Here is a 20,368-nt window from a genome sequence, read left to right as displayed (position 1 = left end):
GGCTCGTGCGAACTTGGCGGCGCTGTCGTTGCCCCGAGAGAAGGAAGAAGGTGGGCGGAACATGGCCGCCACCCACAGGATTGCCGCAGGAGCCGTGGTCGCCGCGGTCTGCGCCGCCTCGCTCGCCGGTTGCGCGACCGGTGCCGACACCGCCGAGGGAGGAGCGGCCGGCCCCCAGAAGGCGAAGCCCGCCCAGGCACCGCCCAAGCGGGTGTTCCGCCTGATCGGCGACGGCTCCACCGCGTACACCGGAGCACAGCCGCACCTGCCCAGGGCCCAACGCCTGGGGCCCGGCGAGAAGCCACCGCAGTTCGTGGTGTTCTCCTGGGACGGCGCCGGCGAGGACAGCCAGAAGCTGTTCTCCCACTTCCGCAAGGTCGCCAAAGCGAACCACGCGACGATGACGTACTTCCTGAGCGGCGTGTACATGCTGCCGGAGGAGAAGCGCGACGAGTACAAGCCGCCGCAGCACTCCCCGGGCCGCTCCGACATCGGCTTCAACGACGAGCAGGGCATCGCCGACACCGTCAGGCAGCTGCGCCTCGCGTGGCTGGAGGGCAACGAGATCGGCACCCACTTCAACGGCCACTTCTGCGGCAGCGGCGGCGGGGTCGGCCAGTGGTCGGTCGCGGAGTGGAAGGACGAGATCGCCCAGGCGAAGAAGTTCGTGAAGTCCTGGAAGTCCAACACCGGGATGACGAAGGCCTCCCCGCTGCCCTTCGACTACGACAAGGAGCTCATCGGCGCCCGCACCCCCTGCCTGGAGGGCCAGAAGAACTTCATGAGGGCCGCGAGCGAGCTCGGCTTCCGCTACGACACCAGCGGCGTCAACGAACAGCTCTGGCCGCGGAAGAAGCAGGGCCTGTGGGACCTGTCGATGCAGCTCGTGCCCTTCCCCGGGCACTCCTACGAGCAGCTCACCATGGACTACAACTTCATGGTCAACCAGTCCGGCACCAGGACCCAGGGCGACCCGAGCAAGTACGAGTTCTGGGGCGACCAGATGCGCGACGGCCTGCTCACGGGCTTCCACCGGGCCTATGACGGCAACCGCGCGCCGCTGATCATCGGCAACCACTTCGAGTCCTGGAACGGCGGCACCTACATGCGCGCCGTCCAGGAGACCGTCGAACGGGTGTGCAACAAGCCCGACGTGCGCTGTGTCTCCTTCCGGCAGCTTGCCGACTGGCTGGACGCCCAGGACCCGCAGACCCTCGAGAAGCTGCGTGCGCTCGGGGTCGGCGAGGCACCGAAGCAGGGCTGGCAGGCCTTCCTGTCCGGCCGACCCGCCCCGGCACCGAAGGGCGTACCGGGGGCACCGGCGGCCAGGAGGCAGTAGGCGCCTCGGTGACTGTCCTCAGACGGACGCCACCGCGCTCTCACTGAGCACGAACGAGGGGTCGATCTGCGCCGCCAGGTCGACCCCGGTGCGTTCGTTGCCCCACGCCTGGGCGTTCTTCAGATGGAAGTGCGCCATCTGCTGGGTGTAGCGCACCTGGTCGTGCAGGTCGTACGTCGCGTCGGTGGCCGTCCGCAGCTGGTGCAGGGCGTGGCGGTTGACGTCCTCCAGGAGGGCGAACCGGGGCGGCCGGCCCTTCTCCAGGGCGCGCACCCAGTCGGAGTGCCCGACCGTCACCACCAGGTCGTCCCCGACCTCGGCACGGAGGAAGTCGAGGTCGTCCTGGCTCTGCACCTTGTTGCCGACGACCTTCAGGGCGACGCCGAAGTCGCGGGCGTACTCCTTGTACTGGCGATAGACGGAGACCCCCTTCCGGGTCGGCTCGGCGACGAGGAACGTGATGTCGAAGCGGGTGAACATGCCGGAGGCGAAGGAGTCCGAGCCGGCCGTCATGTCCACCACGACGTACTCGCCCGGGCCGTCGACCAGGTGGTTCAGGCAGAGCTCCACCGCTCCCGTCTTGGAGTGGTAGCAGGCGACCCCCAGGTCGGCGTCGCTGAAGGGGCCGGTGACCATCAAGCGGACGATGCCGCCGTCGAGTTCCACAGGCCGGGCGCAGGCGTCGTAGATGGGGTTGTCCTCGCGCACCCGCAGCAGCCTCGAGCCCTCGCCGGGCGGGGTGGTCTTGATCATCTCCGCGGCCGAGGCGATCCGCGGGTTGGTGCCGCGCAGATACGCCTTGATCAGCGGCAGCCGCTCGCCCAGGGCGGGCAGCGCGGCCGCCTCCGCCTCGTCCAGGCCGAGTGCCGGCCCCAGGTGCTGGTTGATGTCGGCGTCGACGGCGACGACCGGAGCTCCGGCGGCCGCGAGGTGGCGGATGAACAGGGAGGACAAGGTGGTCTTGCCGCTGCCGCCCTTCCCGACGAAAGCAATTTTCATGTTCACCAAGCGTAGTCGAGCGATAGCTGTATGTGGCAGACGTGCGTGAAGAAGACCACTCCATCGAGGGGTACGCGGCCGGGTTGCGTAGTGTCGCACTCATGAGTACGACAGGCGCGAACGCCGATCCGCTCGCGGCCCTGGGCTCGCTGCCCGGGGTGGCCGACTCCGTGGAGTCCGTGCGCAAGTCCGTGGACCGGGTCTACGGACACCGTGTCATGCGGCGCCGCAGCAACGAGATCACCTCCGAGGCCGCCCTGCGCGGCGCCCGCGGCTCGGCCGCGTTGTCCGGCGCGGACTGGGCCCTCGAAGAGGTCCGCAGGCGCTCGGACTTCGGCGTCGACGACGAGGCGCGGGTCATGGGCGCCGCCCTCAGGCTGACCGCCGAGGCCGGCCAACTGCTGTCCATCTGGCGGCAGTCACCCCTGCGGGTGCTGGCCCGGCTGCATCTGGTCGCCGCGGCGACCGACGAGGACGAGATCGGGCGTCCCCGCCAGGCCGGCGAGGGCGTCGACGAGCCGCTCATCGAACTGCCCCTGCCGGGCGCGGCCGAGATCTCCGGCCGGCTGGAGGGCCTGTCCGAGCTGATCATCGCGGGCAGTTCGGCCCCCGCCCTGGTCACGGCTGCCGTCGTGCAGGGTGAGCTCCTCGCTCTCAGGCCCTTTGTCTCGTACAACGGCCTGGTCGCGCGCGCGGCCGCGCGGATCGTCCTGGTCGGCAGCGGTCTCGACCCGAAGTCGGTCTGTCCGGCGGAGGTCGGTCACGCCGAACTGGGCCGTGCGGCCTATCTGGCGGCGCTGGACGGATACGTCTCCGGCACCCCCGAGGGCATGGCCGCCTGGATCGCCCACTGCGGCAGCGCGATCGAACTGGGCGCTCGTGAGTCGACGGCGGTGTGCGAGGCGCTCCAGCGCGGCGCGGCGTAAAAACCCCGGAACAGGGTTGCGGCGGTACGAAAGGATTCGTACCGCCGCTGGCATGTTCACCGGGTTACCAAGCGTCCTCGATATGTTGCCCATCAGGTCGGGAACTTCGCCCGTCACCTGGTGCGGCTGGCCCGTAATCGACGGGTCGACGTCGCGTGGGTGCTCGGTGTCCATGCTCGGTCCGTGGGGCCAAATGCGTTATTAAGGTGATCCTCTCGGATGTCCTTGGTCTCGCGGGCCGTTAACCCCTTTGTACTCCTGGACCGGAGCAAGCGGAACCCCTGGCTGCCGTTCTTTACTTTTGGCCGCAAATAGGCGCCAAGTGGATGGAATCGCCTCAGGCTACTGTCGACCGCCGTCGATTCGTGTACCAGACGAGGCCTGCCGTCGCCGCCGCCGCTCCCAGCGCGGCGACCGCGACGAGCGCCGGGCGGGGCGGTACGGCGAATCCGGGCAGCCGCTGCTTGAGTCGGACCGGCCGGTGAAAATCGAGAATCGGCCACCCACGCGCGAGGGCCTCGCGGCGCAGTGTCCGGTCGGGATTGACCGCGTGTGGATGGCCCACGGCCTGGAGCATCGGCAGGTCGGTCGCCGAGTCGCTGTAGGCGTGGCAGCGCTCCAGGTCGTACCCCTCGGACTCCGCCAGCTCCTTGATCGCCTCGGCCTTGGTCGGGCCGTACGCGTAGTACTCCACCTCGCCGGTGAAGCAGCCGTCCTCGCCCACGACCATGCGGGTCGCCACCACCCGGTCGGCGCCCAGGAGTTCACCGATCGGCTCGACCACCTCGGCGCCCGACGTGGAGACGATGACGACGTCCCGCCCCGCGGTGTGGTGCTCCTCGATGAGGGAGGCGGCCTCGTCGTAGATGAGCGGGTCGATCAGTTCGTGGAGGGTCTCGGCCACGATCTCCTTGACCTGCTGGACGTTCCAGCCGCGCACGAGCGCGGACAGGTACTCGCGGGTCCGCTCCATCTGGTCGTGGTCCATACCGCCGACGAGGAAGACGAACTGCGCATATGCGGTCCGCAAGGCGGCCCGGCGGTTGATCAGCCCGCCCTGGTAGAACGACTTGCTGAAGGTGAGCGTGCTCGACTTGGCAATGACCGTCTTGTCCAGGTCAAAGAAGGCGGCTGTGCGGGGCAAGGAGTGGTTTTCCACGACCCCGAGCATAGGCGCAGCCCATTCGGCGTAAGGTGAGGCGCGTGGGTTTGCCTGAGAGGGCTCTCGGGTACACCATGGAAGTCACGGATCGTTCGCGACCGTGCTAACCCGGTCCGGCTCCTCCCCCCCCGAGTCGGCCGTGGAGACGACCCCCACTCTCCCCCCCGGTGGGGGTCGTCGCATGTCCGGGTGGGTTTTTCCTCTTCCGTACGCGGTTCTGTGACTACTTCGAGGCGGCTTCGGTCGCCTCTTCTGCATGCCCATGATCGGTTACTGAGAGTAGTTGGAGTGCTGCTCTGTGGAAGTCGTGCACGGCCGGCATGAGCTCACCGGTATGAGTGACGGCGATATTCACAACCGATGAGTTGTCCACAGTTATCGACCAAGATCCACACGATTTCCGGGATGGCTGCACCGTGATTCCCACACGTCCCGCTCCGGTCGACTTCATGGCCGGTTCTGGTTTGTCGGGTGTGTTTGGCCGGTTCGTATCGGCCGTTCATATGGAGGCCGGTTGCCGGTTCTTCACACGTTTGGGAATCGCGGGGCCGTAGGGGCCGCGTGAGAGAGGCGCCGCGCGGGCCCTTGGGGGCTCCGGGTGGCGCGGTGAAGGGGGATGGAGACCGTGACCGCAGCCGTCACACATGAGGGGCAGCCCGCCGCCGGAGGGCGACCGGGCCGGCCGTTGATCGTCACGGAGGACGAAGACCTGCTCGACGACCTGCTGCGGCTGTGCGCGGCGGCCGGGGCGACCGCCGAGGTCCACCACGGGGTGCCCCAGCCCAGAGGCAGCTGGGAGGCCGCCCCGCTCGTCCTGGTCGGCGACGACGCCGCACGGCGGGTGCGCGGGGCCGCCCGCAGGCGCGGAGTGGTGCTCGTCGGCCGGGACCAGGACGACCCCGGGGTGTGGAAACGGGCCGTCGAGATCGGCGCCGACCACGTCCTGATGCTGCCCGACGGCGAGCAGTGGCTGGTCGACCGGATTGCCGACGTCACCGAGGGCGTCGGCCGCCCCGCCCTCACCGTCGGCGTCATCGGCGGCCGCGGCGGGGCCGGAGCCTCCACGCTCGCGTGTGCCCTCGCCGTCACCTCCGCGCGTGAGGGCCTGCGCACGCTTCTGGTGGACGCCGATCCGCTGGGCGGCGGACTCGACGTACTCCTCGGTGGCGAGAGCACCGAAGGGCTGCGCTGGCCCGCGTTCGCCGCCTCGCGCGGCCGTGTCGGCGGCGGCGCCCTGGAGGAGTCGCTGCCGAGGCTGCACTCGCTGCGGGTCCTGAGCTGGGACCGCGGCGACCGCATCGCCGTCCCGCCCCAGGCCGTACGGGCGGTGCTCGCCGCGGCCCGGCGCCGGGGCGGCACCGTCGTCGTCGACCTGCCCCGCCGCCTCGACGACGGCGTCGCCGAGGCCCTCGCCCAACTCGACCTCGGGATCCTCGTGGTCCCCGCCGAACTGCGCGCCGTCGCCGCGGCCGGCCGAGTGGCCTCGGCGGTCGGCATGGTCCTGCGCGACCTGCGGGTGGCGGTCCGCGGCCCGTACGCACCCGGCCTCGACGACCGCGAGGTGGCCCGTCTGCTGGGCCTCCCCCTGGTGGGCGAGGTCCCGGTCGAGTCGGCGCTCCAGCGGCCACAGGGCAGCGGATCACCGCCGGGCGCGTCCGTACGGGGACCGCTGGCGCGGTTCTGCAAGGAGTTCTGGGAGCGCGCGTTGGCGGAGGCGGGGGCGGAATGAGCGTGTTCTCGGGGTTCGAGCGGGTGGACGGCGCGGAGGACGGTCCTGCCAAGGTGCGGCGGACGGCTGATCCGGTAGCGGGTCCCGTCGAGCGACGGTGGCCGGGCCAGGTGCCGGTCGGCACTGCCGGGCGACTGGGGACAGCCCTGGCGGGGGTGCCCACGGCATCGTCGGCCGCCGCTGCGGACATGGCTCCCGGGCTGCTGGCCGGCGTACGGCAGTGGCTGGCCGAGAGCGGGGCCGAACCGACGCCCGCGCGGGTGGCACAGGCGCTGCGTGAGCAGGGACGGGTCCTCGGGGACACCGAAGTACTGGGCGCCGCCGAGCTGTTGCGCTCCGAGCTGGTCGGCAGCGGGCCGCTGGAGCCGTTGCTCGCCGACCCGTCGGTGACGGACGTCCTCGTGTCGGCGCCGGACCGGGTATGGGTGGACCGGGGCGGCGGACTCGAACTGACCGCTGTCTCCTTCCCCGACACGGCTGCCGTACGACGGCTCGCGCAGCGGCTGGCCGCGGTGGTGGGGCGGCGCCTCGACGACGCCCGGCCCTGGGTCGACGCTCGGCTGCCGGACGGAACGCGGCTGCACGCGGTGCTGCCTCCGGTCGCCGTCGGCTGTGCCTGTCTGTCGTTGCGGGTCGTACGTCCCCGCGCGTTCACGCTGGACGAACTGGTCGCGGCCGGCACGGTGCCGCCGGGCGGGGACCGGGTGCTGCGGGCGCTGCTCGATGCCCGGCTGTCCTTCCTCATCAGCGGCGGGACAGGCACCGGGAAGACGACGTTGCTGAGCGCGCTGCTGGGGCTCGTCGGGCCGGGCGAGCGGATCGTGCTCGCGGAGGACTCGGCGGAACTCAGGCCGGACCATCCGCATGTCGTCCGGCTGGAGACGAGACCCGCCAACCAGGAGGGCGCCGGGCTCGTCACGCTCGAGGACCTGGTGCGACAGGCCCTGCGGATGCGGCCGGACCGGCTCGTCGTGGGCGAGGTGCGCGGGCCCGAAGTGGTGCATCTGCTGGCCGCGTTGAACACGGGTCATGAGGGCGGCTGTGGAACGGTCCACGCCAACGCGGCGGCCGATGTACCGGCCCGTCTGGAGGCGCTGGGTACGGCGGCTGGGCTCGACCGGGCCGCGCTGCACAGCCAGTTGGCGGCCGCGCTGTCGGTCGTGCTGCATCTCGTGCGCGACCGGGCCGGGCGGCGGCGGATCGCCGAGGTGCGGGTGCTGGAGCGGGATTCCACAGGGCTGGTGCGGACGGTGCCGGCGCTGCGGTGGGGAGCGGAGGCCTTCGCGTACGAGCGGGGATGGGAGCGGCTGAGGGGGTTGCTCGGGGGTGCGATGCGGGGGTCGGGGGAGGGCGGATGACTCGGGTGGGTGCGGGTGAGGGGTTGGCGGCGAGGGGCGCGGATGGGTGCAGGCGACGGGCCGGCGACAAGAGGGCTCGGACGGTGAGGGGACGTGGTGATCGGGATGGGGGAGATGTCGGTGAGGTCGACCGGAGTGGCCGTGGGGTGCCTCGGGATGGCCGTGTGGCTGTGGGGTGGACGGCGTTCCGGAATGCGGCGGGCACAGCTGCTGCTGGCCTCCGGCGGGCCGGGGGGAGTGGGGCCTCCGCCGGGGCGGCGACTGATGGGGGAGCTGCGGCGGGTCCGTGGGCTGCTGGGGTTCGAGTGGTGGGCGGCGGCCATCGGGCTGGTGCTCGCCGTCCTGGGGGCCTCCGTGCTGCCGGTCGTCGCGGGGGCGGCCGGGGTGCCGTTGCTGCGGCGGGTGCGGCTGGCCCGGGAGGAGCGTCGGGTGCGTGAGCGGCGGGCGGACGCGGTGATCGCGCTGTGCGCGGTGGTCGCCGGTGAGGTGCGCGCCGGGCGTCAGCCGGGGGAGGCACTGGTGCGGGCTGTGCGGGACTTCGAGGAGGCGGGAACTGGTGGGGCCGGCGCGGGCGGGCCCGGTTCTGGAGCGCCGGAGTCCGGTGGGTTCGGGGAGACACAGGCCGCTGTGCTGGCGGCGGCCCGGTTCGGTGGGGATGTTCCGACGGCGCTCGCGGCGGCGGCCCGGCGGCCCGGGGCCGAGGGACTGCTGGGACTCGCCGCCTGCTGGCGGGTGGCCGTGGACCAAGGCGCGGGCCTCGCGGCCGGGCTCGATCGCCTCGAAGGGGCGTTGCGGGCCGAGCGGGACCAACGGGCCGACCTGCGCGCCCAGTTGGCCGGAGCGCGGTCCACGGCGTGGATGCTCGCCGCGCTGCCGGTGCTGGGGCTCGGCCTCGGTGCCGCCCTGGGCGCCGATCCCCTGCACGTTCTCCTGCACACCGGGACCGGTCTGGGCTGCCTGCTGGTCGGCGGCCTGCTGGAGGGCGTCGGGATGTGGTGGGCGACGCGGATCGTACGGGGAGCCGAGGCGGCATGAGCGCGGAAGTTTTCCACAGGCTGGGGGCGGTCTTGGGGACCGCACTGGTGGTCGCCTGGCTCGCCGGGTGGGTCGCGGCGGCGCGCCGCGAGCGGATACTGCGGCGGCGGCTCGGAGAACTGCTGGCCGCCGGGGAGGCAACGGCCGAGGGCTCGCGGTTCGAGGCGCGGGAGTTCGCCCTGCGGTGGCTGCCCGTGCTCGGCGTCGGGTGCGCCGGGTGGGTGCTGGTCGGCGGGGTCGCCGGTGGCGTGGTCGGACTGGTCGTCGCGGCGGGCTTGTGGCGGTGGCGGCTGCGTCAGCCGGCCGGCGTGGGTGCGGGGGAGGCCGAAGCACGCGAGGCGGCCCGCCAACTACCGCTCGCCGCCGACCTGCTGGCCGCCTGTATCGCGGCAGGCGCCGGTCCCGTGCTCGCCGCACAGGCCGTGGGTGAGGCGCTGGGCGGGCCCGTGGGAGAGGGACTCGTGCGCGGGGCGGCGGAGGTACGGCTCGGCGGCGAACCGGGTGAGGCCTGGCGAGGCCTCGCCTCGACACCGGGGGCCGGTGCACTGGCCCGGCTGCTCGAACGCGCCGATGTGACCGGGCTGCCCGCGGCCGCACCGGTCGCCGGGCTCGCGGCGGACGCCCGTGCCGACTGGGGACGCGCCGCGACGGCACGGGCACGGAAGGCCGCCGTGCTGGTCACCGCGCCGGTGGGGCTGTGCTTCCTGCCCGCCTTCATCGCCATCGGCGTGCTGCCGATCGTGATCGGGCTCGCGGGAGGAGTTCTGGGAGGGGGTGGGCGATGACGGCCGGCGGTCGGTGAACCGGCGTACGAGCAGGCGGACGAGCCAACAGACGAGCAGTCGGAACGAGCAGTCCGTCGAGCGCTCGGACGAGCAGTCAGACGGTAATCAACAGGACTGATCCTTACGGGGGTTGAGATGTACAAGAAACTACGGGCGCGGATGGGTGCCCTGGTGTGCAGGACGATGTGCCGGATGCGGTCGATGCGCGGTGACGAGGGAATGGTCACCTCCGAGTACGCGATGGGGATCGTCGCGGCGGTGGCGTTCGCGGTGGTGCTCTACAAGGTGGTGACGAGCGGGGCCGTCAGCGCGGAACTCCAGGCCATCGTGAAACGGGCCCTCGATGCGAAGGCGTGAACGGGCGGCGGACCAGGGGTTCGTGACGGCGGAGTCGGCCATGGTGCTGCCCGTGCTGGTGATGTTCGCGATGGCACTGGTGTGGGGTCTGCTCGTGGTCGCCGCGCAGATCCAGTGTGTGGACGCGGCCAGGACGGGCGCCCGCGCGGCGGCCCGCGAGGATACCGACGAGGCGGTCCTCCGGGTGGCTCGGGACACGGCACCGCGCGACGCGGAGGTGACGGTCGCCCGGGAGGGCGACCGGGTCCGGGTCGTGGTCGTGGCGAAGCCACCCGCGCTGCACGGCCTGCCCTTCGAGGTGCGGGAGGAGGCCGTGGCCCAGGTGGAGGCGACGGTGGGGGCAGAGGGATGAAGGGGGGTCAGGGGCGGGGCTCGGGAGCGCGGGTCGTCGCCGTGCGGTCAGTGGCTGGTCGGTCCGGGCGCCGACGTCCCGCCCGCCTTCGGCGCCGACGGCCCCGTCATGCGGGTGAGCGGTGTGCCGACGTCCGGTTCGGGGATGTGCGGTGCGCGGTGACCCGGTGCGCGAAGGACCGGTGCGCGAAGCCCCAGTTCGTGAAGGGCCGGTTGGTGAAGGGCAGGTTCGTGAAGGGCCGGTTGGTGAAGGGCCGGTTCGTAAAGGTGGGGCGGTTCGTGGTGGCGCGCGTCGGCGGCGAGCGGTTCGCCGGCGTCCGCCGTGCTGCCGCCCGGTTCGTCGGCGCCCAGGTCGTCGCCGACCGTTCGGACCGGGGTTCCGCCACCGTCTGGAGTGTCGGTGCCATCGCGGTGCTGTGTGTGGTGTTCGGGGCCGTGCTGGCCCTCGGGCAGGCCGTCGTCGTACGGCATCGGGCGGCCGGTGGCGCGGATCTCGCGGCGCTCGCGGCGGCGGACCACTGGGCCGACGGGGCGGCGGTGGCCTGCGCCCGGGCGGAGGAGGTGGCGCGGGATCAGGGTGCGCGGCTCGTGCGGTGCGCGATGGTCGGCGAGGTCTCCGACGTGACGGCTGCCTCGGGGCGGGGGCCGTTCACGGCGGAGATCAGGGCGCGGGCGGGGCCTGCGGGGCCGGTTCCGTCGGAGGCTCCGCTTCCGCCGGCCCTCGACGGCTCTGCGTCGACGCTTTCCGGGGCCCGGGTTCCGATGCCTGCCGGAGATCCGGCTGCTCCTTGACTCCGGGTTCCGGGACTCCGGGGAGCTCCTCCTCCGGCGCCCCGGCAAGCCCCTCCTCCGGTGCCCCCCGCAACAGCACCGTGAGGAGCCGTACCGCCCCCCTCTTGTGCAGCGGGTCGTTGCCGTTGCCGCACTTGGGGGACTGGATGCAGGACGGGCAGCCGGCGTCGCACTCGCAGGAGGCGATGGCCTGGCGGGTGGCGGTGAGCCAGGCGCGGGCGGTGTGGAAGGCGCGCTCAGCGAAGCCCGCGCCGCCCGGGTGGCCGTCGTAGACGAAGACGGTGGGGAGCAGCGTGTCGGGGTGGAGGGGGATGGAGACCCCGCCGATGTCCCAGCGGTCGCAGGTCGCGAAGAGGGGGAGAAGGCCGATCGAGGCGTGTTCGGCGGCGTGCAGGGCGCCGCCGAGGATCTCCGGGTTGATCCGGGCCTCGTCGAGCTGGTCCTCGGTGACCGTCCACCACACCGCGCGGGTGCGGAGCGTACGAGGAGGGAGGTCGAGTTTCGTCTCGCCCAGTACTTCACCGGTGATGAGGCGTCTGCGGAGGAAGGAGACGACCTGGTTGGTGACCTCGACGGAGCCGTAGCACAACCTGCCCTCGCCCCAGGGGACTTCGACGTCCGTCTCCAGGACGGAGATCGCCGTCGTGTCGCGGGCCACCGTCGAGTAGGACGGGTTCGCCTCCTGAACCAGGGCGACCGAGTCCTCCAGGTCCAGGGAGCGGACGAGATAGGTGCGGCCCTGATGGAGGTGGACCGCGCCCTCGTGGACGGCTGTGTGGGCGGAGCCGGCGTCGACCGTGCCGAGGAGGCGGCCCGTGCCCGACTCCACGATCTGGATCGGCCGGCCGCCCTCCCCGCGGATGTCGGTGAGGTCGGCGGCCCGCTCCCGGCGGGTCCAGTGCCAGGCCTTGGTGCGGCGGCGCAGGAGCTTCGCGGACTCCAGCTGCCCCAGCAGGCTTTCGGTCTCGGGCCCGAACAACTCCATGTCCTCGTCCGTCAACGGCAGCTCCGCCGCGGCGGCGCACAGGTGCGGGGCGAGGACGTACGGGTTGTCGGGGTCGAGGACCGTGGACTCCACCGGCTGGTCGAAGAGGGCCTCGGGATGGTGGACGAGGAAGGTGTCCAGCGGGTCGTCGCGGGCGACCAGGACCGCCAGGGCGCCCTGGCCCGCCCGTCCGGCCCGGCCGGCCTGCTGCCACAGGGACGCGCGCGTGCCGGGGTAGCCGCAGATCAGCACGGCGTCCAGCCCCGAGACGTCGATGCCGAGCTCCAGGGCGGTGGTGGCGGCCAGGCCCAGCAACTCTCCTGAGTGGAGAGCCTGTTCCAGGGCGCGGCGCTCCTCGGGGAGATAACCCCCGCGGTATGCCGCCACGCGGCGGGCCAGGGAGCGGTCGACCTCGGCCAGCCGCTCCTGGGCGATCACGGAGATCAGCTCGGCGCCCCGCCGGGAGCGCACGAAGGCGACCGAGCGCACGCCCTGCACGGCGAGGTCGGTGAGGAGGTCTGCCGTCTCCGCCGTGGCCGTGCGGCGGACCGGGGCGCCCTTCTCGCCCTGCATCTCGGTGAGCGGGGGCTCCCAGAGGGCGAACACCAGTTCGCCGCGCGGTGAGGCGTCGTCGGCGACCTCGACCACCGGGAGGCCGGTGAGGCGGCGGGCGGCGACCGACGGCTCGGCGGCGGTGGCGGAGGCCAGCAGGAAGACGGGGGAGGCGCCGTAGCGGGCGCAGAGGCGGCGCAGGCGGCGCAGCACCTGGGCGACGTGGGAGCCGAACACGCCCCGGTAGGTGTGGCACTCGTCGATGACGACGTACTTGAGCGCCTTCAGGAAGGAGGACCAGCGGGAGTGGGACGGGAGTATCCCGCGGTGCAGCATGTCCGGGTTGGTCAGCACGTAGTTGGCGTACTGGCGGATCCACTCACGTTCCTCGAACGGCGTGTCGCCGTCGTAGACCGCGGGGCGTACGGAATTGGCCAGTGGTTGTGAAAGTTCCTTCACCGAGCGGCACTGGTCCGCTGCCAGGGCTTTCGTGGGGGACAGGTAGAGCGTGGTGGCGCCGCGGCCGTTAGGGGCCTCGGAGCCGTCCAGGAGGGTGGACAGGACCGGCACGAGGTACGCCAGGGACTTGCCGGAGGCGGTGCCGGTGGCGACGACGACCGACTCGCCGTCCATGGCGTGTTCGGCCGCGCGTGCCTGGTGGGCCCAGGGGTGCTCGATGCCGCAGGCCTGGACGGCCGCGATGACCTCGGAGCGGATCCGGTCGGGCCAGACGGCATGGCGACCTGCACGTGGGGGCAAGTGCTCCGTATGAGTGATGCGCGCAGCCCGGCTCGACCCGGCGGCGAGTCGGTCCAGGACCGTGCTCGGCGTGGGGCGGGGACCGGTGTCCGTCGGGGGTCGATCGGATCGGAGATTCTTGGCCATCGGCACCGAGTGTGTCACTGGCGTGACGGACAATGGGACCAAGGCGTCGTGCACGCCTGCCGGTAAGTGATTGAATGCCATCGCGGCTGGCGAACCGTCCCGGGGGCTCTGCCGAGGTGTCCCGAGGGGCGACCGCTCGATAGCAAGGTGCTGGAGGATCCGTGGACCTGTCCCTGTCGACCGAGACCGTCGGCGATCGCACGATCGTCAGGGTCGGTGGCGAAATCGACGTATATACCGCGCCCAAGCTGCGCGAGCAGCTGGTCGAGCTGGTGAATGACGGCAGTTTCCACCTTGTCGTCGACATGGAGGGCGTGGACTTCCTCGACTCCACCGGACTCGGCGTACTGGTCGGCGGACTCAAGCGGGTGCGCGCCCATGAGGGCTCGCTGCGCCTGGTCTGCAACCAGGAGCGCATTCTCAAGATCTTCCGTATCACCGGCCTCACCAAGGTGTTCCCGATCCACACCTCGGTCGAGGAAGCGGTGGCGGCGACCGACTGACACGTTCCCGGGCCCGTGCCCGGATCGGCAGAAGGACGCCGACAGAAGCAAGAGAGGGGGGCCGGGCTTTCGGCGCCCGGTCCCCCGACAGCACGCCCGTAGTTCCGAGGGGGACGCATGGCCACCGTTGAACTCCGTTTCAGCGCGCTGCCCGAGCACGTCAGGACCGCCCGACTGGTGGCGGCAGCGGTGGCGCGCAGGGCCGGAGTGGACGAGGCCGTCCTCGACGAGGTCAGGCTCGCCGTCGGCGAGGCCTGCACCCGTGCCGTCGGACTGCACCAGAGCGGCGGCATCACCGCGCCGGTCCAGGTGCTGCTGATCGAGGAGGAGAAGCAGTTCTCCATCGAGGTCGGCGACGAGGCACCGCGTTCGACTCCGGGTGACCGGGCGTCGGGCGCACCGGGCGAGGAGCACGACGTCGAGACCGAGGAGGACGAGATGGGCCTCGCGGTCATCAGCGGCCTCGTCGACGACGTCGAGGTTTCCGCAGGGGAGCATGGCGGTCAGATCCGGATGACCTGGCCGACCACGCCGCCGGCCGTAGCGCTTCCCTGACCCCCGGTTCGAATCAGTTTTCTGTTCGACATGCGGAAGGGCCCCACCACTCCGGTGGGGCCCTTCCGCATGTCGGCGTGGGCTTTCTGTGCCTACAGTGGTCTGGTGCGATGGGTTTCGTGAATTGGTTCACGATCAAGATATCGGCCATGAATGCCTTCGGGGCATTACTGCTTTCGGGTTCTGTAAAGGCGGAATTCCGTTTACCGCGCCCTGTTTTGATCAAGGCGGGGTACCTACAATCCGTCCACATCTTGAGCTCAGTCCAAGCGTCAAGGAGGACGAATGGCGGGGCTTTCTTCCCCTGATCAGTTGGACCAGCCCACAACAACCCTCGCGGCCGCGGTGCTCACCGATGACAACCGGGTGCTGATCGCGGTCATCGCGGTCGTCGCCCTGGCGGCGCTCGTGGTGGCGGGTGTCCTGGTGCGCCAGGTGCTCGCAGCCGGCGAGGGCACCGACAGCATGAAAAAGATCGCGGCGGCGGTCCAGGAAGGTGCGAACGCTTATCTGGCACGCCAGCTGCGCACGCTCGGCGTATTCGCCGTCGTCGTGTTCTTCCTGCTCATGCTGCTGCCCGCGGACGACTGGAATCAGCGTGCAGGCCGATCCGTGTTCTTCTTGATCGGTGCGGCGTTCTCGGCGGCCACTGGCTATATCGGCATGTGGCTCGCCGTGCGCAGCAATGTGCGGGTGGCCGCGGCGGCACGAGAGGCCACTCCGGCGGAAGGCGAGCCGGAAAAGGATCTCACCGCCGTCTCGCACAAAGCCATGAAGATCGCTTTCCGTACGGGCGGCGTCGTCGGCATGTTCACGGTGGGGCTCGGTCTGCTGGGCGCCTCCTGTGTGGTGCTGGTGTACGCGGCCGACGCGCCGAAGGTCCTGGAGGGTTTCGGTCTAGGCGCGGCGCTCATCGCGATGTTCATGAGGGTCGGCGGCGGCATCTTCACCAAGGCCGCCGACGTCGGCGCCGACCTGGTCGGCAAGGTCGAGCAGGGCATCCCGGAGGACGACCCGCGCAACGCCGCGACCATCGCCGACAACGTGGGCGACAACGTCGGCGACTGCGCGGGCATGGCGGCCGACCTCTTCGAGTCGTACGCCGTGACCCTGGTCGCCGCGCTGATCCTCGGCAAGGCGGCCTTCGGCGACTTCGGACTCGCCTTCCCGCTGCTCGTCCCGGCGATCGGCGTGATCACCGCGATGATCGGCATCTTCGCGGTCGCGCCGCGCCGCTCCGACCGCAGCGGCATGTCCGCGATCAACCGCGGGTTCTTCATCTCCGCGGTGATCTCGCTCGTGCTGGTGGCGATCGCCGTCTTCGTCTACCTCCCGGGGACGTACGCCGACCTCGACGGCGTCACCGACACGGCGATCAGCGGAAGGGACGGCGACCCGCGGATCCTCGCGCTCGTCGCCGTGGCGATCGGCATCCTGCTCGCCGCCGTCATCCAGCAGCTGACCGGCTACTTCACCGAGACCAACCGCCGCCCGGTCCAGGACATCGGCAAGAGCTCGCTCACAGGGCCCGCCACCGTCGTCCTCGCGGGTATCTCGATCGGTCTCGAGTCGGCCGTCTACACCGCCCTGCTGATCGGCCTCGGCGTCTACGGGGCGTTCCTGCTCGGCGGCACCTCGATCATGCTGGCGCTGTTCGCGGTGGCGCTGGCCGGCACCGGCCTGCTCACCACGGTCGGTGTGATCGTCGCCATGGACACCTTCGGGCCGGTCTCCGACAACGCGCAGGGCATCGCCGAGATGTCCGGTGACGTCGAGGGCGCGGGCGCGCAGGTGCTCACCAACCTGGACGCCGTCGGCAACACCACCAAGGCCATCACCAAGGGCATCGCCATCGCCACCGCCGTCCTCGCGGCGTCGGCGCTCTTCGGGTCGTACCGTGACGCGATCACGACCGGCGCGCAGGACGTCGGCGAGAAGCTCAGCGGGGCGGGCGCGCCGATGAGCCTGATGATGGACATCTCGCAGCCCAACAACCTCGTCGGCCTGATCGCCGGCGCGGCGGTCGTCTTCCTCTTCTCGGGGCTCGCGATCAACGCGGTGTCGAGGTCGGCGGGCTCCGTGGTCTACGAGGTGCGGCGGCAGTTCCGCGAGCATCCCGGGATCATGGACTACAGCGAGGAGCCGGAGTACGGCAAGGTCGTCGACATCTGCACCCGGGACGCCCTGCGCGAACTCACCACGCCCGGGCTGCTCGCCGTGATGGCGCCGATCTTCATCGGGTTCACCCTCGGGGTGGGCGCCCTCGGCGCGTTCCTCGCGGGCGCGATCGGCGCGGGCACCCTGATGGCGGTCTTCCTGGCCAACTCCGGCGGTGCCTGGGACAACGCCAAGAAGCTCGTCGAGGACGGACACCACGGTGGCAAGGGCAGCGAGGCCCATGCCGCGACCGTGATCGGCGACACCGTCGGCGACCCCTTCAAGGACACCGCGGGCCCCGCGATCAACCCGCTGCTGAAGGTGATGAACCTGGTGGCGCTGCTGATCGCACCGGCGGTGATCAAGTTCAGCTACGGCGAGGACAAGAGCATCGGCGTACGGATCTTCATCGCCGTCCTCGCGTTCCTCGTGATCGCCGGCGCGGTCTACGTCTCCAAACGGCGCGGCATCGCCGTGGGTGACGAAGACAACGAGAAGAAGGTGGCCAAGTCGGTGGATCCCGCGGTGGTTTCGTAGATCCTGGCAGGAGGCCCAGCTCAAGGGGCGGGCGTGCGGCGCGTGTTCATGCGCCGCATGCCCGCCCTGTGCGTGTGCGCCGCTCGGTCGTGAGGCTTCTCTCGCCTGGTGCGAAAGGCGATAAATAGTGCCTGTACGGGATATTCGGTGTGCGGGTGCGGTGCCTGTGCTGTGTAAGGTCCGGGGGCTGAGAGGCCACGGAAGGGACCGATCCGGTGAACAAGAAGCTCGCGGCCGCACTGTCAGGCGGTGCGGTACTGGTACTGGCGCTGTCGGGATGCGGTGGCAGCGAGGACAACAAGGAACTCGACGCCTGGGCCAAGAAGGTCTGTGACCTGGTGCCGGCCCAGAACAAGAAGATCACGGCGGCCTACGACGCGATCACCAAGGCGGCCGAGGACACCGAGAGCACCCCGGCGGAGCTCCAGAAGGCCGACTCCCAGGCCTTCCAGGACCTGTCCGACGGCTACAAGGCGCGCGCCACGGTCATCAAGAACGCCGGGGCGCCTCCCGGTGCCGAGGACGGCGCGAAGAAGCTCCAGGAGGCCGTCAAGCAGCTCACGGCCCTCTCGGCGTCCTATGCCGACATGAAGACACAGGTGGACGGGCTCAACACCAAGGACCAGGCGAAGTTCGCGACCGGTCTCAAGGATGTCTCGGCCGAGATGAAGAAGGTGGAGACGCAGCGCCAGACCGCCCTCGCCGCGCTGAAGGACCTGGAGTCGGGCGACACCAAGAAGGCGCTGTCCGAGCAGTCGGGCTGCAAGCCGGCGTCCACCTCGCCGGCGGCGTCCGCCTCGGTGACGGACAGCTGAGCGGACACGGCGGCGGAGGGCTGCGCGCAGTTGCGGCGACAGACGGTTGAACGTACCCGCGGCGACGGGCGGTTGTCCGTCCGTGGTCCCGGACGGCTGCCCGGCTGTGGCCCCGCACCCGTCGAGCCGTGGCCGGGGTGACGACGGTGGAGCGGCCGTTGGTTCCCGACGGTTGAGTGGCCGATGGGCCATCGGCGGCTGAGCACCCTTTGACGCGTCGGCCCGCGGGCGGCTGAGAGCGGCTGAGCGGCTGAACGGGACGTCACCTCGCATGCGCGGCCCCGCGCGGCCCGCGCGGAGGTCTCGTACGGTCCGCGTGGAGGGCCCGCACAGCCCGCGCGGAGGTCTGGTTCGGTCCGTGTGCCCGGCACTGGCCGACGTCGGGTGCGCGCCGCCTCGCGGGGGACCCACGGCCGACCTCGGCGCCGCGCCGTCGTACGTCCGTGGCGGCCTCGGTGGCCGAGCCGCGCCGTGAGTCGGGCGGCGAGTCGCCCGGTGAGGCGTGCCGTGCGGCGGGCGCGGGACACAATGGGGGCGTGAGTACTTCCAGTCTGCCCACGCTGCCCGCCGCCCCCGCTCCCGGCCGTCCCGACGTCACCGTCCGGCTGCGGGATGCCCTGCTCGGAGCCTCCTTCACCGCCGACGGACTGCTGGAGCTGCTGGGCGCCCCCGCGTACGCGGCCCTCGCGCGCAGCGAGACCGTGCCCGCGCTCCGGGCGACCCGCGGGGACACCCCGCTGGAGGTGCTCGTACGCCTGTTCCTCCTCCAGCAGCCGGTGCTCCGCGCGCGCGTGGCGGACGTACTGCCTCTCGACGCGTGTCTGGAGAGCGGCTGGCTGGTGCGCGCCGGTGCGGATGAGGTCGCCGCGACGGTGGACGTACGGCCCTACGGCGGCCCCGGTGGCGAGGACTGGTTCATCGTGTCGGACCTGGGCTGCGCCGTCGGCGGCGCCGGTGGCATCGGCAGCCGGGAGGAGGGCGTCGTCCTCGGCGTCGGCGGTGCCTCCACGACCCTCGCCGGCATCACCGTGCGCACGCCCGTCGGGTCCGCGCTCGACCTCGGCACCGGCTCCGGGATCCAGGCCCTGCACGCGGCACAGCACGCCACGCGCGTGACGGCGACCGATCTCAACCCGCGCGCGCTGCACATCACCGCGCTCACGCTGGCCCTGTCCGGCGCCCCGGCCGCCGATCTGCGGCAGGGCTCGCTGTTCGAGCCCGTCAAGCAGGGGGAGACGTACGACCTCATCGTCTCGAATCCACCCTTCGTGATCTCGCCCGGTGCGCGACTGACGTACCGCGACGGCGGGATGGGCGGGGACGATCTGTGCCGCTCGGTCGTTCAGGGGGCGGGAGAGCTGCTGAACGAGGGCGGGTTCGCGCAGTTCCTCGCCAACTGGCAGCACGTCGCGGGGGAGGACTGGCAGGACAGGCTCAGGTCGTGGGTGCCGCGCGGGTGCGACGCGTGGATCGTGCAGCGCGAGGTCCAGGACGTCACGCAGTACGCCGAGCTGTGGCTCAGGGACGCCGGCGACCACCGGGGCGACCCGGCCGAGTACCAGGCGCTGTACGACGCCTGGCTGGACGAGTTCGAGGCGCGCAAGGTGAGGGCCGTGGGCTTCGGCTGGATCACCCTGCGCAGGACGGGCTCCGCCGTGCCCTCCATCACCGTGGAGGAGTGGCCGCACCCGGTCGAGCAGCCGCTCGGCGACACCGTCCGGGCGCACTTCGAGCGCCTCGACTACCTGCGCGCCAACGACGACGCGGCTCTGCTGGAGGCCCATTTTAAGCTCGTGCCCGAGATCGTCCAGGAGCAGGTCGGGCTGCCCGGCGCGGAGGACCCGGAGCATGTGGTGCTGCGCCAGCACCGCGGGATGCGCCGGGCCACCAAGGTGGACACCGTCGGCGCGGGCTTCGCCGGCGTGTGCGACGGCTCGCTGAGCGCGGGCCGCATCCTGGACGCGATCGCCCAGCTGATGGACGAGGACCCGGTCATGCTGCGCGACCGTACGCCCGCGCAGATCCGGCTGCTGGTGGAGCAGGGGTTCCTGGAACCCGCGTGAGCCGCGCCGCCTCCGAAAAGAGTTCTGTCAGAGGTCAGAGGTCAGAGGTCAGAGGTCAGAGGTCAGAGGTCAGAGGTCCGTGGTCCGTGGTCCGTGTGAAGTGGGAATCCCCCACACCGACCAGGTGATCGGCACTGTTCAGTCCTCAGCCGGAATGAGCGCGACCGAAACAAGGGAATCACCAAGATCGTGTGCACGGATACCCGCGCCCGCCGCGGTCTGAATCCGGTCGGTTTTCGTGCCGAATCCGGTGCGGGACAGTCGCACAAGTGCGGGGTCCGGGTGAGAAGTGGGCGAGAACCCGACGGGATCTGGTCGGGATCCGGACGGGATCCGGACGGGATCAGTGGGCGTCGGAGGCGGCCGGGGTGGCGGGCCGGCGGTCGGCCGGGGGCCGGTCAGGGGGAGTCCGCGGTCGTGTCGGCGCGGCGTTCACCCGGGGTTCGTCTGTCCGCCGCCCGCGCGTGCCAGTCTCCATCAAAG

The 20,368-nt window shown here is 71.3% G+C and carries 16 protein-coding genes and 1 pseudogene; 14 read left to right on the top strand and 3 right to left on the bottom strand.

The window, feature by feature from the left end; all coding sequences use genetic code 11:
* Positions 1 to 61 precede the first annotated feature (61 nt).
* On the top strand, positions 62 to 1,339 hold the full coding sequence (locus ABZT93_RS32125; protein ID WP_356111294.1) for a hypothetical protein: 1,278 nt from the start codon (positions 62 to 64) through the stop codon (positions 1,337 to 1,339).
* Positions 1,340 to 1,357: 18 nt separating this feature from the next.
* Here the strand turns inward: ABZT93_RS32125 and ABZT93_RS32120 are convergent, their stop codons facing one another.
* Positions 1,358 to 2,338, bottom strand: coding sequence for an ATP-binding protein (locus ABZT93_RS32120; protein ID WP_356111293.1), 981 nt, complete (start codon positions 2,336 to 2,338; stop codon positions 1,358 to 1,360).
* Between the two features lie 101 nt (positions 2,339 to 2,439).
* On the opposite strand from ABZT93_RS32120, the gene ABZT93_RS32115 reads away from it, so the two are divergent.
* On the top strand, positions 2,440 to 3,264 hold the full coding sequence (locus ABZT93_RS32115) for an oxidoreductase (RefSeq protein ID WP_356111292.1): 825 nt from the start codon (positions 2,440 to 2,442) through the stop codon (positions 3,262 to 3,264).
* A 337-nt stretch (positions 3,265 to 3,601) separates the two neighbouring features.
* Here the strand turns inward: ABZT93_RS32115 and ABZT93_RS32110 are convergent, their stop codons facing one another.
* The gene (locus ABZT93_RS32110) at positions 3,602 to 4,435 is read right to left on the bottom strand and encodes an HAD family hydrolase (protein ID WP_356111290.1); all 834 of its coding nucleotides are present in this window, start codon (positions 4,433 to 4,435) and stop codon (positions 3,602 to 3,604) included.
* A 607-nt stretch (positions 4,436 to 5,042) separates the two neighbouring features.
* On the opposite strand from ABZT93_RS32110, the gene ssd reads away from it, so the two are divergent.
* The 7 genes and pseudogenes from ssd to ABZT93_RS32075 form a co-directional block, all read left to right on the top strand.
* Positions 5,043 to 6,155 carry a septum site-determining protein Ssd gene (gene ssd, locus ABZT93_RS32105; RefSeq protein ID WP_356111288.1) on the top strand — a complete coding sequence of 371 codons (1,113 nt, stop codon included), beginning with the start codon at positions 5,043 to 5,045 and terminating at the stop codon, positions 6,153 to 6,155.
* Between the two features lie 188 nt (positions 6,156 to 6,343).
* Positions 6,344 to 7,513: a TadA family conjugal transfer-associated ATPase gene (locus tag ABZT93_RS32100; RefSeq protein ID WP_356111333.1), complete on the top strand. Its 1,170-nt coding sequence runs from the start codon at positions 6,344 to 6,346 to the stop codon at positions 7,511 to 7,513.
* Positions 7,514 to 7,618: 105 nt separating this feature from the next.
* The gene (locus ABZT93_RS32095; protein WP_356111331.1) at positions 7,619 to 8,548 is read left to right on the top strand and encodes a type II secretion system F family protein; all 930 of its coding nucleotides are present in this window, start codon (positions 7,619 to 7,621) and stop codon (positions 8,546 to 8,548) included.
* The gene (locus tag ABZT93_RS32090; protein ID WP_356111286.1) at positions 8,545 to 9,333 is read left to right on the top strand and encodes a type II secretion system F family protein; all 789 of its coding nucleotides are present in this window, start codon (positions 8,545 to 8,547) and stop codon (positions 9,331 to 9,333) included. Before ABZT93_RS32095 ends, ABZT93_RS32090 begins: the two co-directional genes overlap by 4 nt.
* A gap of 135 nt (positions 9,334 to 9,468) precedes the next feature.
* A complete protein-coding gene (locus ABZT93_RS32085) occupies positions 9,469 to 9,690 on the top strand; it encodes a DUF4244 domain-containing protein (protein ID WP_356111284.1) in 222 nt (73 codons plus the stop codon).
* Positions 9,677 to 10,042 (top strand): TadE family type IV pilus minor pilin, encoded by a 366-nt coding sequence (locus ABZT93_RS32080; protein WP_356111282.1) that lies wholly within the window; start codon positions 9,677 to 9,679, stop codon positions 10,040 to 10,042. The genes ABZT93_RS32085 and ABZT93_RS32080 overlap by 14 nt, the downstream gene beginning before the upstream one ends.
* A 368-nt stretch (positions 10,043 to 10,410) precedes the next feature.
* A pseudogene (locus ABZT93_RS32075) lies at positions 10,411 to 10,740 on the top strand (Rv3654c family TadE-like protein); the annotation flags it as partial.
* Here ABZT93_RS32075 and ABZT93_RS32070 read toward each other — a convergent pair.
* Positions 10,703 to 13,336 carry a DEAD/DEAH box helicase gene (locus tag ABZT93_RS32070; protein WP_356111280.1) on the bottom strand — a complete coding sequence of 878 codons (2,634 nt, stop codon included), beginning with the start codon at positions 13,334 to 13,336 and terminating at the stop codon, positions 10,703 to 10,705. The pseudogene ABZT93_RS32075 and the gene ABZT93_RS32070 overlap by 38 nt on opposite strands.
* A gap of 80 nt (positions 13,337 to 13,416) precedes the next feature.
* On the opposite strand from ABZT93_RS32070, the gene bldG reads away from it, so the two are divergent.
* From bldG to ABZT93_RS32045, 5 genes are all read left to right on the top strand, one after another.
* Positions 13,417 to 13,758 carry an anti-sigma factor antagonist BldG gene (gene bldG, locus ABZT93_RS32065; protein ID WP_006132569.1) on the top strand — a complete coding sequence of 114 codons (342 nt, stop codon included), beginning with the start codon at positions 13,417 to 13,419 and terminating at the stop codon, positions 13,756 to 13,758.
* A 117-nt stretch (positions 13,759 to 13,875) separates the two neighbouring features.
* Entirely contained in the window at positions 13,876 to 14,313 is a 438-nt protein-coding gene (locus ABZT93_RS32060; protein ID WP_356111278.1) for an ATP-binding protein, read from the top strand.
* A 285-nt stretch (positions 14,314 to 14,598) separates the two neighbouring features.
* A complete protein-coding gene (locus ABZT93_RS32055) occupies positions 14,599 to 17,007 on the top strand; it encodes a sodium-translocating pyrophosphatase (RefSeq protein WP_356111276.1) in 2,409 nt (802 codons plus the stop codon).
* Between the two features lie 215 nt (positions 17,008 to 17,222).
* Entirely contained in the window at positions 17,223 to 17,822 is a 600-nt protein-coding gene (locus ABZT93_RS32050) for a small secreted protein (protein WP_356111274.1), read from the top strand.
* A 536-nt stretch (positions 17,823 to 18,358) separates the two neighbouring features.
* Entirely contained in the window at positions 18,359 to 19,885 is a 1,527-nt protein-coding gene (locus tag ABZT93_RS32045) for a class I SAM-dependent methyltransferase (protein WP_356111273.1), read from the top strand.
* Positions 19,886 to 20,368: the final 483 nt, after the last annotated feature.

Origin of the sequence: Streptomyces sp. NPDC005303 (assembly GCF_040607335.1) — a bacterium.
Lineage (GTDB): Bacteria > Actinomycetota > Actinomycetes > Streptomycetales > Streptomycetaceae > Streptomyces.
The sequence above is the reverse complement of the archived record's forward strand: the minus strand, read 5'-3'. Positions and strand labels throughout refer to the sequence as shown.